The 17438-nt window shown below is 42.2% G+C and carries 14 protein-coding genes; 13 read left to right on the top strand and 1 reads right to left on the bottom strand.

Annotation, left to right across the window (positions count from 1 at the left end; translation table 11 throughout):
* Positions 1-64: 64 nt before the first annotated feature.
* The 8 genes from leuC (at position 65) to yihA (ending at position 11706) form a co-directional block, all read left to right on the top strand.
* Complete coding sequence (gene leuC / locus ABOA58_RS19415; RefSeq protein WP_350299631.1) at positions 65-1474, top strand: 3-isopropylmalate dehydratase large subunit; 1410 nt, start codon at positions 65-67, stop codon at positions 1472-1474.
* 28 nt (positions 1475-1502) lie between these two features.
* The gene (gene leuD, locus ABOA58_RS19410; protein WP_241593815.1) at positions 1503-2102 is read left to right on the top strand and encodes a 3-isopropylmalate dehydratase small subunit; all 600 of its coding nucleotides are present in this window, start codon (positions 1503-1505) and stop codon (positions 2100-2102) included.
* 160 nt (positions 2103-2262) lie between these two features.
* Complete coding sequence (locus ABOA58_RS19405; RefSeq protein WP_350299630.1) at positions 2263-3297, top strand: tetratricopeptide repeat protein; 1035 nt, start codon at positions 2263-2265, stop codon at positions 3295-3297.
* A gap of 184 nt (positions 3298-3481) precedes the next feature.
* Positions 3482-4774 carry a trigger factor gene (gene tig, locus ABOA58_RS19400; protein WP_101222812.1) on the top strand — a complete coding sequence of 431 codons (1293 nt, stop codon included), beginning with the start codon at positions 3482-3484 and terminating at the stop codon, positions 4772-4774.
* 430 nt (positions 4775-5204) lie between these two features.
* On the top strand, positions 5205-6473 hold the full coding sequence (gene clpX, locus ABOA58_RS19395; protein WP_101222811.1) for an ATP-dependent protease ATP-binding subunit ClpX: 1269 nt from the start codon (positions 5205-5207) through the stop codon (positions 6471-6473).
* 407 nt (positions 6474-6880) lie between these two features.
* Positions 6881-8551: an ATP-dependent protease LonB gene (gene lonB, locus ABOA58_RS19390; RefSeq protein ID WP_350299629.1), complete on the top strand. Its 1671-nt coding sequence runs from the start codon at positions 6881-6883 to the stop codon at positions 8549-8551.
* Between the two features lie 255 nt (positions 8552-8806).
* Positions 8807-11128, top strand: a complete 2322-nt coding sequence (gene lon / locus ABOA58_RS19385) for an endopeptidase La (RefSeq protein ID WP_137020107.1) — start codon at positions 8807-8809, stop codon at positions 11126-11128.
* Entirely contained in the window at positions 11125-11706 is a 582-nt protein-coding gene (gene yihA / locus ABOA58_RS19380) for a ribosome biogenesis GTP-binding protein YihA/YsxC (protein WP_034308918.1), read from the top strand. Before lon ends, yihA begins: the two co-directional genes overlap by 4 nt.
* Before the next feature lie 73 nt (positions 11707-11779).
* On the opposite strand, the gene ABOA58_RS19375 is transcribed toward yihA, so the two are convergent.
* The gene (locus ABOA58_RS19375; RefSeq protein ID WP_101222808.1) at positions 11780-12262 is read right to left on the bottom strand and encodes a LiaI-LiaF-like domain-containing protein; all 483 of its coding nucleotides are present in this window, start codon (positions 12260-12262) and stop codon (positions 11780-11782) included.
* Positions 12263-12516: 254 nt separating this feature from the next.
* Between ABOA58_RS19375 and hemA the strand changes: the two genes are divergently transcribed.
* The 5 genes from hemA to hemB are packed head-to-tail and all read left to right on the top strand — an operon-like array spanning position 12517 to position 17434.
* Positions 12517-13863 (top strand): glutamyl-tRNA reductase, encoded by a 1347-nt coding sequence (hemA, locus tag ABOA58_RS19370; protein ID WP_350299628.1) that lies wholly within the window; start codon positions 12517-12519, stop codon positions 13861-13863.
* 10 nt (positions 13864-13873) lie between these two features.
* Complete coding sequence (locus tag ABOA58_RS19365; RefSeq protein WP_350299627.1) at positions 13874-14704, top strand: cytochrome C assembly family protein; 831 nt, start codon at positions 13874-13876, stop codon at positions 14702-14704.
* 9 nt (positions 14705-14713) lie between these two features.
* Entirely contained in the window at positions 14714-15646 is a 933-nt protein-coding gene (gene hemC, locus ABOA58_RS19360) for a hydroxymethylbilane synthase (protein WP_137020109.1), read from the top strand.
* Complete coding sequence (locus tag ABOA58_RS19355) at positions 15646-16437, top strand: uroporphyrinogen-III synthase (RefSeq protein WP_350299626.1); 792 nt, start codon at positions 15646-15648, stop codon at positions 16435-16437. The genes hemC and ABOA58_RS19355 overlap by 1 nt, the downstream gene beginning before the upstream one ends.
* 1 nt (position 16438) lies before the next feature.
* On the top strand, positions 16439-17434 hold the full coding sequence (gene hemB, locus ABOA58_RS19350; RefSeq protein ID WP_350299625.1) for a porphobilinogen synthase: 996 nt from the start codon (positions 16439-16441) through the stop codon (positions 17432-17434).
* Positions 17435-17438 lie beyond the last annotated feature (4 nt).

Genomic DNA, 17438 nt, shown 5'->3' with positions numbered 1-17438 from the left:
TTCACGGCCTAACATTAGGCCGTGTTTTTTAAAAAAATATAAGATTGATCGAGGTGGGATAGTGATGGGAAAGTCGATAATAGAGAAAATATGGGATCGCCATATTGTAAATGAAGAGGAGAATAAACCGGATTTAATTTATATAGACCTTCAATATATTCATGAAGTGACCTCTCCGCAAGCATTTGAAGGATTGAGATTAAAAGGACGCACAGTCAGGAGACCCGACCGTACTTTCGCGACAATGGATCATAATGTGCCAACCGTTAATCGCTATTTCATCGAGGATGATATTGCAAGGAAACAACTAGAGGCGCTTGATCAAAACTGTAAGGAGTTCGGTATCCGCCTTGCTGATTTAGACAGCCCTGATCAAGGTATCGTTCACGTTATCGGGCCGGAATTAGGGCTTACACAACCAGGGATGACGATTGTCTGCGGAGACAGTCATACTTCCACACATGGTGCGTTTGGTTCGATTGCGTTTGGAATCGGTACGAGTGAGGTCGAGCATGTTTTGGCCACACAAACCTTATGGCAAACTAAACCGAAAACATTAAAGCTTGAGGTTAATGGCAAGCTTGGTCATGGTGTGATGGCGAAAGATGTCATTTTATATGTGATTTCTAAATTCGGTGTCAATTTCGGTACTGGACATATCATTGAGTATTGCGGGGAAGTTTTCCGGGATATGTCGATGGAAGAGAGAATGACGGTTTGCAATATGTCGATCGAAGGCGGGGCAAGAGCGGGGCTGGTAGCTCCGGATGAAACAACGTTCTCTTATTTGAAAGGTCGTAAATATTTGCCGAAAGGAGAAGAGTTCGAGCGATGTGTTCAGGACTGGAAGTCACTTTCCAGTGAGGAGGATGCTGTTTATGACCAAGAAATCATTCTTGATGGCAGTTTGATTCCACCAATGGTGAGCTGGGGGACGAACCCTGGAATGGCTAGTGGCGTTGACGGTAAAGTGCCTACCTTCGCCGAAGATATCATGGATCCCAAGGAACTGAATCGAGCCATTGAGTATATGGGTCTTAAGGAAGGCATGCCGATCACGGAAATTCCCGTACAACATGTTTTCATAGGATCATGTACCAATTCACGCATTGAGGACTTACGGCAAGCTGCAGAAATGATTGAAGGCCAAACTGTTCAAAAAGGAGTTCGGGCGATGGTCGTTCCCGGTTCACAAAGCGTCAAAAGGCAAGCGGAAGATGAAGGGTTGGATGAAATTTTCAAATCTGCGGGCTTCGAATGGCGTGAATCGGGCTGCAGCATGTGCCTGAGCATGAATCCTGACGTGGTTCCGGCCGGTGAGCATTGTGCCTCCACAAGTAATCGGAACTTCGAAGGCAGGCAAGGCGCTGGAGCAAGAACGCACCTGGTCAGTCCGGCTATGGCTGCCGCGGCCGCCATTCATGGGAAATTTGTCGATATTAGGAATTTGAAAAGAACTGAACAAGTCCATTAAGAATACGAATTAACCGGAGGTGCATAGAATGGAACCAATTACTATATATAAAGGAAGAGCGGCGGCACTTGACCGTAAAAACGTGGATACGGACCAAATCATTCCAAAGCAATTTTTAAAACGGATTGAGCGAAGCGGATTTGGCGAATTTTTATTCTATAACTGGCGTTTTGATGAAAATGGAAAGAAGCGTCCTGATTTTGAATTGAATCAGCCTCATAATCAAAACACGTCCATTTTAATAGCAGGAGAAAATTTTGGCTGCGGTTCTTCGCGTGAGCATGCCCCTTGGTCATTGAAAGACTACGGATTCGATATCATCATCGCTCCGTCTTATGCTGATATCTTTAAAAGTAATTGCATGAAAAATGGCATGGTCCCCATCGCTTTAACCCAGGCTGAAGTAAACTATTTAATGGAGAGAGTGTCCGCACCTGACTATGAGTTGACGATCGACCTTCCCAATCAGACATTGAATGATGGTCAAGGGTTTGAAACAAGCTTTGAAATACATCCATATTGGAAGGAAATGCTCATCAAAGGCTGGGATGAAATTTCGATAACGCTTCAATATGATAAAGAGATTTCTGCCTATGAATCTCAAAAAAAGGCGGTTTCGAGTATTTAATAGAAGAAGGCATATCCCGTTCTCCTTTCTTAATTTGAAAGGATGCGGGATTTTTTTATCTGGGAAAGAAAGGTGTTCATCCGCCCATATAAATTTTGTGTTTCCTGCTATTACATGCTAAACTGTTTTTCAAAAAGCGAACGGTGAGGCGGAAAATAGGATGGATAATGAGAATAACCAAAAGAAGGCCGGAGAAACCAAGATTATCGCCTTTCCAAATCTCGGTGAAAGGCTGATTGCAAAGGGATTGGATGAGCTTGGGAACAGAAACTTTAAAGCGGCTGCACAGCTTTTCAGCCAAGCCAGGGAGTATGAGCCCGAGAATGATGAAGTTTGCATGGGGCTAGTGGTCTCACTAGTCGAACTTGAGCATTACAAGGAGTCAAAAGAGTTGTGTATAGAGATGCTGAATAAAGGCATCGGTGACTATTTTCAACTGATCAATATTTATTTGATGGTACTTCTGCAATTAGGCGAGCATCAGGAAATGGTCACGACGATCGAACTGCTATTTGAAGAAAGCCAAATTCCCTTTGATAAAGAGGAACATTTCGAAAAGATGCTTCAGTTCAGTAAAAGGGCCCTTGAGGATAAAAAAGAGGAGAAGGAAAGGCAAAATCAGCAGCTTTCAGAGGAATTGCAGGAGGATGAACTTTTTGAAGGGAAAACGGATAATGAAATGCTAATGGTCATTTCAAAACTCACGAATATCAATATTCGACCATTTATCCCTCAAATCGAAAAATTTCTACAAAAAGATGAAGGACACCCTTTCTTTAAAACGATGCTCCTTAACATCCTTATCGACCAGGAATATAACGAGGAAGTGACGTTGAGGAAATTCAATCAATCGAAGTCGGTCATACCAAGGGAATTGAAAAGTTTGAAGGAGACGGACTTCTATAAGAAGGTAACCGGACTGACCGAAGCGGAAATCAGTCAGGATAATCCGAGCTTATTTGAAATGGTCCATAGTTTGATTGAACGTCATTCTTTTTTATTGTTTCCTCTTGAACCCGGACCTGAAAGCTTGCCTGCATGGGCAGCTGCCTATCATGCCTTGGCGGAAGAATACATGACCGGGGAAGTTTTCGGTAGGGACTTAGCGGACCTGTACCAAGCTGATGAGGAAAGCATTACGGATATTCTTTCCTATATAAAAGAAATTGAAGAAATTTCTTATCCCATTATTTAAGCTATTGCTGTTGTAACAGATTAATCCTGTGGTATAATGTAGTGGTTGTAATGTATATTCGTCTAATTTTGACGATTTCCCCAATATTTTTTGGGTATATTTGAAGGATGACTTGTTAACACTTGCAAAGCATATTCATCCAATGCTTATTATTGAAGTATATAGATTTTTTGGAGGGAAACACATGTCTGTAAAATGGGAAAAACAAGAAGGTAATCAAGGCGTACTAACAATTGAAGTTGACGCTGCAAAAGTAAACGAAGGTTTAGACGCAGCTTTCAAAAAAGTAGTGAAACAAGTAAATGTACCTGGCTTCCGTAAAGGTAAAATGCCACGTCAAATGTTCGAAAAAAAATTCGGCGTAGAATCACTTTACCAAGATGCGCTTGATATCATTCTTCCAGATGCTTATGCAAATGCTGTCGAAGAAGCTGGAATTCAGCCTGTAGATCGTCCTGAAATCGACATCGAGAAAATGGAAAAAGGCGAAAACCTGATCTTCACTGCAACTGTAACAGTTAAGCCTGAAGTTAAATTGGGAGATTACAAAGGTGTTGAAGTTGAAAAATTCAATACTGAAGTAACTGACGAAGATGTTGAAAACGAATTGAAAACTTTACAAGAGCGTCAAGCTGAGCTTGTCGTTAAAGAAGAAGGACAAGTTGCTGAAGGCGATACAGTTGTTCTTGACTTTGAAGGATTCGTTGATGGTGAAGCATTCGAAGGTGGAGCTTCAGAAAACCATTCATTGGAAATCGGTTCAAACTCTTTCATTCCAGGATTTGAAGAGCAACTTGTCGGTCTTGAAACTGGCGCTGAAAAAGATATCGAAGTTACATTCCCTGAAGAATACCATGCTGCTGAACTTGCAGGTAAACCAGCAGTATTCAAAGTGAAAATTCATGAAATCAAAACAAAACAACTTCCTGAGTTGGATGATGAGTTCGCGAAAGATGTCGACGACGAAGTGGAAACTTTGGCTGAACTTAAAGAAAAAACAAAACATAAATTAGAGCATGACAAAAAACACGAAGAAGAAAACTTCATTCAAAACACTGTAATTGGTAAAGCTGTTGAAGGCGCAGAAATGGACGTTCCTGAAGCGATGATTTCAAATGAAGTTGACCGCATGATGAATGAGTTCTCTCAACGCATTCAATCTCAAGGTCTGAATTTGGAACTTTACTACCAATTCTCAGGTCAAGACGAAGAAGCTTTAAAAGCGCAAATGAAAGAAGAAGCTGAAGGACAAGTTCGTACGAGCCTAACTCTTGAAGCAATCGCTGAAGTTGAAAAACTTGAAGCGACTGACGAAGATGTAGAAGCTGAACTTGCACAAATGGCTACTATGTACAATATGGAAGTTGATGCGATCAAACAAGCTCTTGGAAACTTAGAAGGAATCAAAGGCGATCTTAAAATTAAGAAAGCAATTGACTTCTTGGTAGAAAACAGCAAAACAGTTGACGCAAAATAATTTTTATAAATAAGTAGATTTAAATATTTCCTTTAAAAAAACAAGGCGCGAGTAATCGTGCCTTGTTTTATACATATTGAGAATTAGTGTAAATTTCAAATATCGGTAATTTCCTGATTGATTTTTTTTGGATTTCAGTGTAGATTAGTTCTAATACCGCATATACATATTTATACAGCAAATCCTGCTTTTAAAAATCCAAAGTTTTGGGCATACTGGTAAAGGGCAAATACATATTGATTGATTATTGTACTTATTTAACAACTCGGACGCGTGAGCATTTTTGTTACTAAACTTCCAAGAACATGATAAAATGCAAAACATACTAGGGATTTTGGAATGCTTAAGTAGATGTGTGCCTAGTTTTTTCAATACGATTGGGTACCGCTATGTAATAGAGTTGGAAGAGTATTTAAAGGGGTGAACGTACATGTTTAAATTTAATGATGAAAAAGGACAGTTAAAATGTTCTTTTTGCGGTAAAACACAAGAACAAGTCCGTAAACTGGTTGCTGGTCCAGGTGTCTATATTTGTGACGAGTGTATAGAACTTTGTACGGAGATCGTCGAAGAAGAGCTGGGCACTGATGAAGAAGTAGAATTCAGGGATGTTCCTAAACCTATGGAAATCCGTGAAATTCTTGACGAATATGTGATTGGACAAGAACAGGCAAAGAAATCTTTGGCTGTCGCTGTTTACAACCATTATAAACGTATCAATTCCAATAGCAAAGTCGACGATGTGGAGCTTTCTAAAAGTAACATCGCCCTGATCGGACCGACGGGAAGCGGGAAAACCCTTCTTGCGCAAACATTGGCGCGATTACTGAATGTTCCTTTTGCGATTGCTGATGCCACTTCATTGACGGAAGCTGGATATGTTGGGGAAGATGTCGAAAACATCCTTCTAAAGCTGATCCAAGCCGCTGATTATGATGTGGAAAAAGCGGAAAAAGGCATCATTTATATTGATGAAATCGATAAAGTTGCCCGTAAATCGGAAAATCCTTCTATTACACGTGACGTGTCAGGTGAAGGTGTGCAACAAGCATTATTGAAAATCCTTGAAGGAACGGTTGCAAGCGTTCCGCCTCAAGGTGGACGTAAACATCCACATCAGGAATTCATCCAAATCGATACGACCAATATTTTGTTCATCTGCGGCGGTGCCTTTGATGGCATCGAACCGATCATCAAACGCCGTCTTGGTCAAAAAGTCATTGGTTTTGGCTCTGACGTGAAGAAGGATGATGTTGCAGAAAAAGAATTGCTTTCCAAAGTCCTTCCTGAAGACTTGCTTCGTTTCGGTTTAATTCCGGAATTCATCGGACGTCTTCCGGTAATTGCGACTCTTGAGCAATTGGATGAAGCTGCTTTGATCGAAATCCTGACAAAACCGAAAAATGCCCTTGTTAAACAATATCAAAAGTTGCTTGAGCTTGACGATGTTGAATTGGAATTCGAACAGGAAGCGCTAAGTGAAATTGCTAAAAAGGCAATTGAACGTAAAACTGGTGCACGTGGTCTGCGATCCATCATCGAAGGCATCATTCTTGAAGTGATGTTTGACCTGCCTTCACGTGATGATGTTGCAAAATGTGTAATCACAGGCAGCACGATTTCGAAAAACGAATCTCCAAAGCTCGTCCTTAAAGACGGTACAACCATCAAAGGACAAGAAAAGAAAACATCTGCTTGATTTATAAGGAATAGAAAGACTGCCAGTTCATCTGGCAGTCTTTTTTTATAGACCAAAGTTGATTGTAACGGAAGGTACGAGACTCCTGCGGGAATACGCGTCCAAGGGAGCCTCCGCAGGCGCAGAGCGCCGAGGAGGCTCCCGGACCGCCCGCGGAAAGCGAGTGCCCTACGTTCCAATCAACGTTAAAACCTCAAAACTGTAGGGTAAAACCAGTTAATTTCGAGTTGTTTACAGTCTGAGACTGCCAGTTCATCCCGGCAGTCTTTTTCTTTGTCTTTTTTTCAAATTGTTGTTATTTAGGATAAAAACGCCAAATTTTCAACACGAATTTCTTGGATAATTTCGCCCTTCCAAAGGAGATACTAACAGAAATGACAAACTAGGAGAGAGCAGGAGGGAATACGATGAATTGGACAGGATTGGCGTTGTTTATCCAGCTGTTTTTTGGGATTATTATTGGATTGTATTTTTTGAACTTATTGAAAGGCCAGCGGACACAAAAAGTTTCCATTGACCGAGATTCACGTAAGGAGATGGACCAATTACGGAAGATGAGATCGATTTCGTTAACAGAGCCATTGGCAGAGAAAGTCAGACCAAGCACATTTAATGAAATCATCGGTCAAGAAGATGGGATTAAATCTTTAAAAGCTGCTTTATGCGGGCCGAATCCCCAGCATGTGATAATTTACGGTCCTCCAGGGGTAGGGAAAACGGCAGCTGCCAGACTTGTTTTGGAAGAGGCGAAGAAAAATGGCAAGTCCCCTTTTAAGAATTCAGCCGTTTTCGTTGAATTGGACGCCACCACAGCCAGGTTCGATGAACGGGGGATTGCCGATCCGCTTATTGGTTCTGTGCACGATCCAATCTATCAAGGAGCCGGGGCAATGGGACAGGCAGGCATTCCGCAGCCAAAGCAGGGTGCAGTCAGCAATGCTCATGGAGGCGTACTTTTCATAGATGAAATAGGGGAGCTTCATCCAATACAGATGAATAAACTGTTAAAGGTATTGGAGGATCGTAAGGTCTTTCTGGAAAGTGCTTATTATCAAGAGGAAAATCAAAATATTCCCACTCACATCCATGATATTTTTAAAAATGGACTGCCGGCTGACTTTCGATTGATTGGAGCCACAACTAGAACACCAAATGAAATCGCGCCTGCGATACGTTCAAGATGCATAGAAGTGTTTTTCCGTGAACTTGATCGGGAAGAAATAATCACCGTGGCTAAGAATGCTTCAGATAAAGTGGGGATCACCATCAGTGAAAAAGGCTTGCAGTCGATCTCGGATTATGCCCGGAATGGCAGGGAAGCTGTCAACATGATTCAGACTCTTTCTGGAATATCAATTAATGAAAACAGGACTTTTATCAGAGAAGAAGATATAGATTGGATGGCCCATAGCAGCCAGCTGACCCAAAGAATGGACAGGAAAATAGAAGCGAATTCTAAAATAGGTCTTGTCAACGGTCTTGCAGTTTATGGTCCCAACAGCGGGGCGTTGCTGGAAATCGAGGTTACGGTCATGGCCGCTACTGATGAAAAAGGATCGATAAACATTACTGGCATCGTTGAAGAAGAAAGTATCGGCGGCGGAAGCGGCAAATCGATTCGCCGCAAGAGCATGGCAAAAGGTTCAATTGAAAATGTCATTACGGTTTTGCGGTCGATGGGAGTGCCTGCCGATCAATTCGATATCCATGTGAACTTTCCGGGCGGAAGTCCAGTAGATGGCCCTTCTGCAGGAATTGCAATGGCCACAGGCATATACTCGGCCATATATAAAATCCCTGTTGATCACACAGTGGCGATGACTGGAGAAATAAGCATTCATGGCGGCGTTAAACCGATCGGCGGTGTCATTCCGAAAATCAAGGCAGCAAAACTGGCCGGGGCAAAGAAAGTAATCGTCCCAGCCGAAAACATGCAGCCACTTCTATCTGAAATCAAGGATATAGAAATCATTCCCGTTTCGAATGTGAAAGAAGTGCTGGATCAGGCACTGAAAAAAGAATTGATGTCGGAACAAATCCTCACAACCTTGGACCTATCAAAAAAAGAAAGTGTATAAAGGAAATGCCCCGGCTAAAAACAAGAACCGGGGCATTTTAAGGACCATATTAGCGTTCCGGACAAACCTGAAGTAAAAATAAACACGCATTCAGACGTGCTTTTTTATCTAATATTGGAGATAATAATAGCAGTCGAAACGTGTTAAGGTAAACGAATAGACACTTCTATATAAATAGGATAGAATTGTTAAAAGGTTGAGAACATGGGTAAATAGTTTACAACGACGATACTAATTAGATGGAGGTGTCAGGAAATGACTGATAAAGAAATCATCGTCCCCCTCCTGCCGCTTAGAGGACTGCTTGTATATCCAACGATGGTACTTCATTTAGATGTAGGCCGAGATAAATCGGTACAAGCCCTTGAGAAAGCAATGGTGGAAGACCATCTTATATTTTTGACGACACAACAAGATGTTTCGTTGGACGAACCAGGTGAAGAAGATTTATTTACAATGGGAACTTTAACAAAGGTAAAACAGATGCTGAAGCTTCCAAATGGTACAATCCGGGTGTTGGTGGAAGGGTTGAACCGCGCAGAAGTCATTGAATTTTACGATTATGAGACACATTATGGTGCCAAGATTAAAATATATGAAGACAGTGATGAAAAGGATGCTGAACATCAGGCATTAATGCGCACTCTACTGGATTATTTTGAACAATACATAAAAATGTCCAAGAAAATAACCGGTGAAACGTTTTCTTCTACTTCGGATATTGAAGAGCCTGGCCGATTAGCGGATATAATCGCTTCCCATTTGCCTTTGAAATTGAAGGAGAAGCAAGAAGTGCTTGAGACCATTGATATGAAGGAGCGTTTAAGCCGAGTAATCGAGATCATCAATAACGAGAAAGAAGTTCTTTTTCTCGAGAAAAAAATCGGCCAGCGTGTTAAGCGTTCGATGGAACGGACTCAAAAGGAATATTACTTACGAGAACAAATGAAAGCGATCCAAAAGGAATTGGGAGATAAAGAAGGAAAAACAGGGGAAATTGAGGTTCTCAACGAAAAGATAGAAGAAGCGGAAATGCCTGAGCACATCAAAGAAACGGCACTAAAGGAATTGGACCGTTATGAAAAGGTTCCTTCCAGCTCGGCCGAAAGTTCTGTCATCCGCAATTATATCGAATGGTTGATCTCGCTTCCTTGGACCAAAGCGACCAAAGATGACTTGAATATTCATAAAGCCGAAAAAATTCTGAACCGGGACCATCATGGTTTGGAAAAGGTGAAGGAGCGGGTGCTTGAGTATCTGGCCGTCCAGCAATTGACCAATTCATTGAAGGGACCGATCCTTTGCTTGGTGGGACCGCCAGGGGTCGGGAAAACCAGCTTGGCCAAATCGATCGCTTCATCGCTGAATAGGAATTTCGTCCGTATATCTTTAGGTGGGGTGCGCGATGAATCAGAAATCCGCGGACATCGCCGTACATATGTAGGGGCGATGCCAGGAAGGATCATTCAAGGCATGAAAAAAGCTGGAACGATCAATCCAGTCTTTTTATTGGACGAAGTGGATAAGATGTCCAATGACTTTAGGGGAGATCCATCTGCAGCGATGCTGGAGGTGCTCGATCCAGAGCAAAATCATAATTTCAGTGATCATTATATTGAAGAAACTTACGATCTTTCCAAAGTCATGTTCGTGGCGACGGCGAATAATTTGGGATCGATTCCTGGCCCGCTTCGTGATCGTATGGAAATCATTTCGATTGCAGGTTATACTGAGATAGAGAAACTTCATATAGCCAAGGATCACTTGCTGCCTAGACAGCTGGAAAACCATGGTTTATTGAAGACACAACTGCAAATCCGTGAGGAAGCTCTTACAAAAATCATCCGTTATTACACTCGGGAGGCCGGTGTTCGTAGTTTGGAGCGACAGCTTGCAGGCATCTGTCGGAAGACTGCAAAAATCATCGTGTCCGGAGATAAAAAGCGGGTCGTCATATCAGAAAAGAATGTCGAGGAGTTTTTAGGGAAAACCATGTTCCATTATGGACAGGCGGAGGTCGAGAACCAAGTTGGTGTAGCTAATGGATTGGCATACACATCGGTAGGCGGCGATACGCTGCAAATCGAGGTTTCCTTATCACCAGGTAAAGGCAAGTTGATCCTGACAGGAAAGCTTGGCGATGTAATGAAAGAGTCGGCCCAGGCTGCTTTCAGTTATGTCCGTTCAAAAACCGAGAAACTTCAGATTGATGCGAACTTCCATGAAAAATATGATATTCATATTCATGTCCCTGAAGGTGCGGTCCCAAAAGATGGCCCTTCTGCAGGCATCACGATTGCAACAGCGTTAATATCGGCCCTTACAAATAGGCCGATCAGAAAAGAGGTAGGCATGACAGGCGAAATTACATTACGCGGACGGGTTCTTCCGATCGGCGGGCTTAAAGAAAAATCTTTAGCGGCCCATCGCGCAGGACTTACGAAAATCATCATTCCGCAAAATAACGAAAAGGATATTGATGATATCCCGGAAAGTGTCCGTAAAGCATTAACATTTGTTCCAGTTTCACACGTCGATGAAGTCCTTGAGCATGCATTGGTAGGTGTGAACGAATGAAAGTGACGAGTTCAGATATTGTCATCAGTGCTGTGAAGCCTGAACAATATCCCAATACTCCAATACCGGAATTTGCCTTGGCAGGCCGTTCCAACGTTGGAAAATCCAGTTTCATCAACAAAATGATCAATCGAAAAAACTTGGCGCGCACATCCTCTAAACCGGGTAAGACGCAGACCTTGAATTTTTATATCATAAATGAAGCACTCCATTTTGTGGATGTACCGGGTTATGGTTATGCGAAAGTATCCAAGACTGAACGTGATGCTTGGGGAAAAATGATCGAAACGTACTTCACTTCCAGAGACCAGCTCCGCGCTGCGCTTCTGATTGTGGATTTGCGTCATCCGCCTACAAAGGATGATATCGCGATGTATGAATTCCTGAAGCATTATGATCTGCCCCGGATCGTCATTGCAACCAAAGCGGATAAGATTCCAAAAGGCAAATGGCAGAAACACTTGAAAATCACGCGCCAAACGTTAAATATGGAAAAAGAAGATGAATTGCTTCTATTCTCTGGTGAAACAGGCGAAGGCAAGGAACAAGCCTGGGGCGTCCTTAAGAAATATATGTAAAAGAAAAGGGTATTCCGCATCTGGAATACCCTTTTTCATCATGGAATTTGCAAACATTGCGAATCGGCAATTCTCACTTTTTTCGAACCAAAAAATAAATGCCGATTGCCATCAACGCAAATGGCCAAAACCTTTCGATGTTCGCAGTACTTGTTTCAACAAGCCCAAAAGACGATGTGATTTGATCATAGAATAAGAAAGTGATCGAGATGAGAAGTATTACCATCCCGTGAAACATTCCAGAATTTGTTTTACGTGCCCGGAGAATAAATCCCAGCGAGATGATTAAAATAAAGATACCTATATTATCCGGCCAAATATCCAGATTCTCGACGATATGGAAGTGAGCCCCGAACCCCAGTAAGATGACGCCTGGCAGGATGGACTCATATTCATTACCGCTATATGCCTGAATCAGGAAGGCTGCACCGACTATACATAATAAAGTGGGCCAGCTGAAAAAGCCTGGAAAGATTTCGATTTGGGAATGTTCAAGAAAAAAATAGAGCCCGAAACCGATTAATACGATTCCTGGGAAAATGCGCTGCGTTTTCATTTTATCCTCCTATGCAATTCGATTACTTGAAGTTTTTTGCCATTTTTGATATGGTACTTTTGTACACATTGTCGAAATATGTATGTAACTTACCAATCCCGCTTAGACACCTTTTGTAGCATTTCGGGCGTTTCGGCTGTCTTTTCATGGTAGCATACGTTATTCATAAACTGTTCATATTATTTGCGTAAAACCATTTTAGTACATGGTATAATAAATTTACATGAAAAATTTTGGGGGTGCAAAACAAAAGGATGCATATTCTAGCGGTTGGTATAAATTACAAAACTGCCCCTGTAGAAATTCGGGAAAAACTATCGTTTAACGAAGCCGAACTTGCCGAGGCAATGAAAGCTCTTAAAAATAAAAAAAGCATCTTGGAAAATATTATTATTTCAACGTGTAACAGGACGGAAATTTATGCGGTCGGTGATCAGCTTCATACAAGCAGGTATTATATAAAGGAATTTCTTTCGGAATGGTTTAATATCGATAAAGAAGAATTTTCTAAATATCTGTTCATTTATGAAGGCGATGGGGCTGTCGAGCATTTATTTTCAGTTACCTGCGGCTTGAATTCCATGATACTGGGAGAAACTCAGATTTTGGGACAAGTACGTTCGAGCTATCTGTTAGGGCAGAAGGAAGATACGATCGGTACCGTTTTTAACCATCTCTTCAAGCAAGCCCTTACATTGGCTAAAAAAGCTCATTCGGAAACCGAAATCAATACAAATGCCGTTTCCGTCAGCTATGCGGCAGTCGAGCTTGCCAAGAAAATCTTTGGAGGCCTGAACGGCAAGAATGTCTTGATTCTTGGGGCCGGTAAGATGGGTGAGCTGGCCATTCAAAATCTGCATAGCAATGGTGCCGACAGCATTACAGTCATTAACCGCACCTTTCAGAAAGCGGTCGACCTGGCGGAGAGATTCAATGGTACGGCGAAACAGCTTCAAGAGCTGCAATGCGCTTTAGTGGAAGCTGATATCCTGATTACTTCCACTGGATCAAAAGATCTCCTTGTAACAAAAGAAATGATGTCATTCATCAATAAGCTTCGTAAAGGCCGTCCTATTTTCATGGTCGATATCGCAGTGCCGCGTGACCTCGATCCAACATTGGCTGAGCTGGAAAATGTCTTCTTGTATGATATTGACGATCTTGAAGGGATCGTGCAAGCCAATATCGAAGAACGTAAAATAGCTGCCGAGAAAATAGAATTGATGATCGAATCAGAAATCGTTGATTTCAATCAATGGATCAATTTACTTGGTGTGGTTCCCGTCATTTCTTCTTTAAGGGAAAAATCCCTATCAATACAAAAGGAAACGATGGAAAGCATCGAAAGAAAGCTTCCACATTTGAGCGAACGTGACAAAAAAGTTCTGAACAAGCATACGAAAAGCATCATCAACCAAATGCTGAAAGATCCGATTCTTTATGCAAAAGAGCTGGCAGATGAGCCGAATGCAAAAGAGCAATTAAATAATTTCGTGAAAATCTTCCATTTAGAGGAATTGATTGAAGACCAGCTGGTTGCGGATGAAAAAGAACGGAACAGCTCCAAGTCATCCCTATTGAATCCAGTTCCTGTCCAGTAATGAGGTAGATATGGAATTACTAATGACAAGATTGCATGAAGCCACTGTATTGTTGTATGCCATCAGTATGCTTTTATATTTTATCGATTTCCTCAATAATAACCAGAAGGCGAACAGGGTCGCCTTCTGGTTGCTTTCTATTGTTTGGGTACTGCAAACAATTTTTTTATTTCTGTATGTGTTGAAAACGGGAAGGTTCCCGGTATTGACGATTTTTGAAGGATTATATTTTTATGCATGGGTCCTCATATCGTTATCTTTAATCATTAACCGATTGCTAAGAGTCGATTTTATTGTCTTTTTTACGAATGTATTAGGTTTCATGGTTATGGCCATCCATACCTTTGCACCTGTTCAGATAGAATCTCAAGTGCTTGCACAGCGCCTGGTTTCAGAGCTACTGCTCATACATATCACTTTTGCCATCCTATCATATGGGGCATTCACGCTTTCTTTCGTTTTTTCACTTTTATACTTAATCCAATATGATTTATTGAAACGGAAGAAATGGGGAAAACGCCTGCTTCGACTCGGCGATCTAACAAAGCTCGAGCAAATGTCTTATGTCCTCGCAGTAATAGGTGTTCCATTATTAGTGGTTTCCCTTATCCTGGGGATTCAATGGGCATATATAAAAGTTCCTGGGGTATCCTGGCTGGACATGAAGATCATCGGCTCATTTATTTTGCTTATCGCTTACAGTGTGTTTTTATACTTGAAAATTCGGAAACAAATGTATGGAAGGACGCTAGCCTTTCTGAATATTGGATCTTTCATGATTGTGTTAATTAACTTTTTCCTTTTCGGAAGCCTTTCAACATTCCACTTTTGGAATACATAGGAGGAAACTATGAGAAAAATAATTGTCGGTTCTAGACGTAGTAAATTAGCGATCACCCAAACGAACTGGGTTATCGATCAACTTAAAGAGCTTGGGGTCCCATACGAGTTCGAGGTGAAGGAAATTGTCACAAAGGGTGACCAAATCCTTGATGTAACACTTTCAAAGGTAGGCGGAAAAGGCTTATTCGTTAAAGAAATCGAACAAGCGATGCTGGATAAAGAAATTGATATGGCAGTACATAGTATGAAAGATATGCCTGCAGTGCTGCCTCCGGGCTTGACAATTGGCTGTATACCACCGAGGGAGGACCATCGGGATGCCTTGATTTCAAAAAATCATGAAACCCTTTCCGAACTGAAGCCGGGTTCCATCATAGGTACAAGCAGCTTGCGGCGTGGCGCGCAAATATTGGCTAGAAGGCCGGACCTTGAAATTAAATGGATTCGCGGTAATATCGATACCCGTCTGAATAAGCTGAAAACGGAAGATTATGATGCTATCATTTTAGCTGCTGCCGGACTATCAAGAATGGGATGGGAGAAGGACATCGTAACGGAATTTTTAGATGAAGATATTTGCATTCCGGCAGTTGGACAAGGAGCACTTTCCATTGAGTGCCGCGAAGACGACAAAGAGCTGCTGGCGGAACTTGCGAAATTGACCTGTGAAAAAACGAAAAGAACGGTTGAAGCGGAACGTGCCTTTTTGGATAAAATGGAAGGCGGATGCCAGGTGCCGATTGCCGGATTTGCGGTGGCAAAAGATAATGGATCCGTTTCCTTGACGGCTTTGGTCGCTGCCCCGGATGGCAAGGTTATTTATAAAGAAATGGTTGAGGGAACCGATCCCGAGGCGGTTGGGCATGCTGCTGCCAAACAGATTAGCGAAATGGGCGGTAAAGAATTGATCGATCGAGTAAAAGAAGAGCTTGATCAGTAATGAATCCCTTTCAACCTCTTAAGGATTATCAGGTATTAATCACCAGAGGGAAAGGACAGGCAGATGGTTTAAAAGAGTCGATCGAAAAAAATGGCGGAACGCCGCTTCTTGTGCCATTGCTTGAGTTCACTCTTCCTGATCATTTGGAAGATGTACAACAGCGGTTAGATGAGTTGCTTACATATGACTGGATCATTCTGACAAGTCAAAATGGGGTGGATTTCTTCTTTAAGCTTCTTGGTAACCAGCCTTTAAAGCTTCCGAAAATAGCCGTAATCGGCTCCAAAACAGAAGCGGCACTGAAACGTCATGGATATAAGGCGGATTTCGTTCCAACTCAGTTTGTTGCCGAAGGGTTCGTGGCGGAGTTCAATGCTCTGCTTGATAAAGGGTCCCGCGTGTTGCTGGCAAAAGGAAATCTCGCAAGGGCGGTTATTGCGGAGGCAATCAATGAAGCTGGTGCATCCTGTGATGAATTGATTATTTATCATACCGTGCTTCCTCAAAGCAGTGAAAAAAAACTGGTGCAGCTTATTAAGAACGATGATATCGACATCATAACCTTTACGAGTTCATCGACGGTCAATCATTTTTTACAGATCATGAAACGCCATGAATTGGATACATACATAGACCGGATCATCATCGCCTGCATCGGGCCGATTGCCGCTAAAACGGCTGAAAAACATGGGCTATCCGTCAATGTCTGTCCAGATATTTATACAACGGATGCCATGGTTGCGGAGTTAATACGCTTCATTTTGAAAAGAAGTAAAAAGGAGGAACTTTAAAATGAAAAACATTCCATTCAATCGCCACCGTCGCTTGCGTGCAAGTGCTGGCATGAGGGCTTTAGTCCGTGAAACACAATTGCATAAAGAGGATTTGATCTATCCGATCTTCGTCATCGACGGAGAAAATGTGAAAAATGAGATCAACTCCATGCCAGGTATCCATCAGCTATCCATGGATAATCTGGGGGCCGAAATGGATGAAGTCGTGAGTCTGGGCATTAAATCAGTCATTTTATTCGGTGTCCCTTTCGATCATGATAAAGACGAACAGGGCACAGGGGCATTTCACCATAACGGACTTGTGCAAGAGGCAACCCGTTTTATTAAAAAACAATATCCTGATGTTATTGTCATAGCGGATACCTGCCTATGTGAGTATACAAGCCATGGCCATTGCGGGGTCGTGGAAGGGGAAAAAATCCTCAATGACGCTTCACTTGACCTTCTTGCCAAAACGGCAATCAGCCAGGCAGAGGCCGGCGCCGATATCATTGCACCTTCCAACATGATGGACGGTTTCGTTGCGGCCATCCGTGCAGGTCTGGATGAAGCGGGTTATGAAGATATTCCGATCATGTCCTATGCGGTGAAATATGCTTCGGCTTTTTACGGCCCATTCCGTGATGCCGCAAATGGTGCGCCACAATTCGGCGACAGGAAAACTTACCAAATGGATCCCGCCAATCGCCTTGAAGCATTCCGTGAAGCTGAATCCGATGTTGTTGAAGGTGCGGACTTCCTAATTGTGAAACCGGCCCTTTCCTACATGGACATCATCAGGGACGTTAAGAATAACTTTAATCTTCCTATTGTTTCCTATAATGTCAGCGGTGAATATTCAATGGTTAAGGCAGCTGCCCAAAATGGCTGGATTGATGAAAAAGCGATAGTGATGGAAATGCTGACAGGCTTGAAACGCGCAGGTTCCGACTTGATCATTACGTATTTTTCAAAAGAGGTAGCACGCTGGATAAACGAAGATAATCAAAGATAATCAA

Origin of the sequence: Peribacillus frigoritolerans (assembly GCF_040250305.1) — a bacterium.
Classification (GTDB): domain Bacteria; phylum Bacillota; class Bacilli; order Bacillales; family DSM-1321; genus Peribacillus.
Note: the sequence above shows the minus strand (reverse complement) of the source record. Positions and strands in the feature narration are given on the sequence as shown.

Bases quoted from the DNA above. Each gene is read 5' to 3' on its own strand.
- leuC (WP_350299631.1), top strand. From the start codon at position 65: ATGGGAAAGTCGATAATAGAGAAAATATGGGATCGCCATATTGTAAAT.
- leuD (WP_241593815.1), top strand. From the start codon at position 1,503: ATGGAACCAATTACTATATATAAAGGAAGAGCGGCGGCACTTGACCGT.
- ABOA58_RS19405 (WP_350299630.1), top strand. From the start codon at position 2,263: ATGGATAATGAGAATAACCAAAAGAAGGCCGGAGAAACCAAGATTATC.
- tig (WP_101222812.1), top strand. From the start codon at position 3,482: ATGTCTGTAAAATGGGAAAAACAAGAAGGTAATCAAGGCGTACTAACA.
- clpX (WP_101222811.1), top strand. From the start codon at position 5,205: ATGTTTAAATTTAATGATGAAAAAGGACAGTTAAAATGTTCTTTTTGC.
- lonB (WP_350299629.1), top strand. From the start codon at position 6,881: ATGAATTGGACAGGATTGGCGTTGTTTATCCAGCTGTTTTTTGGGATT.
- lon (WP_137020107.1), top strand. From the start codon at position 8,807: ATGACTGATAAAGAAATCATCGTCCCCCTCCTGCCGCTTAGAGGACTG.
- yihA (WP_034308918.1), top strand. From the start codon at position 11,125: ATGAAAGTGACGAGTTCAGATATTGTCATCAGTGCTGTGAAGCCTGAA.
- ABOA58_RS19375 (WP_101222808.1), bottom strand. From the start codon at position 12,262: ATGAAAACGCAGCGCATTTTCCCAGGAATCGTATTAATCGGTTTCGGG.
- hemA (WP_350299628.1), top strand. From the start codon at position 12,517: ATGCATATTCTAGCGGTTGGTATAAATTACAAAACTGCCCCTGTAGAA.
- ABOA58_RS19365 (WP_350299627.1), top strand. From the start codon at position 13,874: ATGGAATTACTAATGACAAGATTGCATGAAGCCACTGTATTGTTGTAT.
- hemC (WP_137020109.1), top strand. From the start codon at position 14,714: ATGAGAAAAATAATTGTCGGTTCTAGACGTAGTAAATTAGCGATCACC.
- ABOA58_RS19355 (WP_350299626.1), top strand. From the start codon at position 15,646: ATGAATCCCTTTCAACCTCTTAAGGATTATCAGGTATTAATCACCAGA.
- hemB (WP_350299625.1), top strand. From the start codon at position 16,439: ATGAAAAACATTCCATTCAATCGCCACCGTCGCTTGCGTGCAAGTGCT.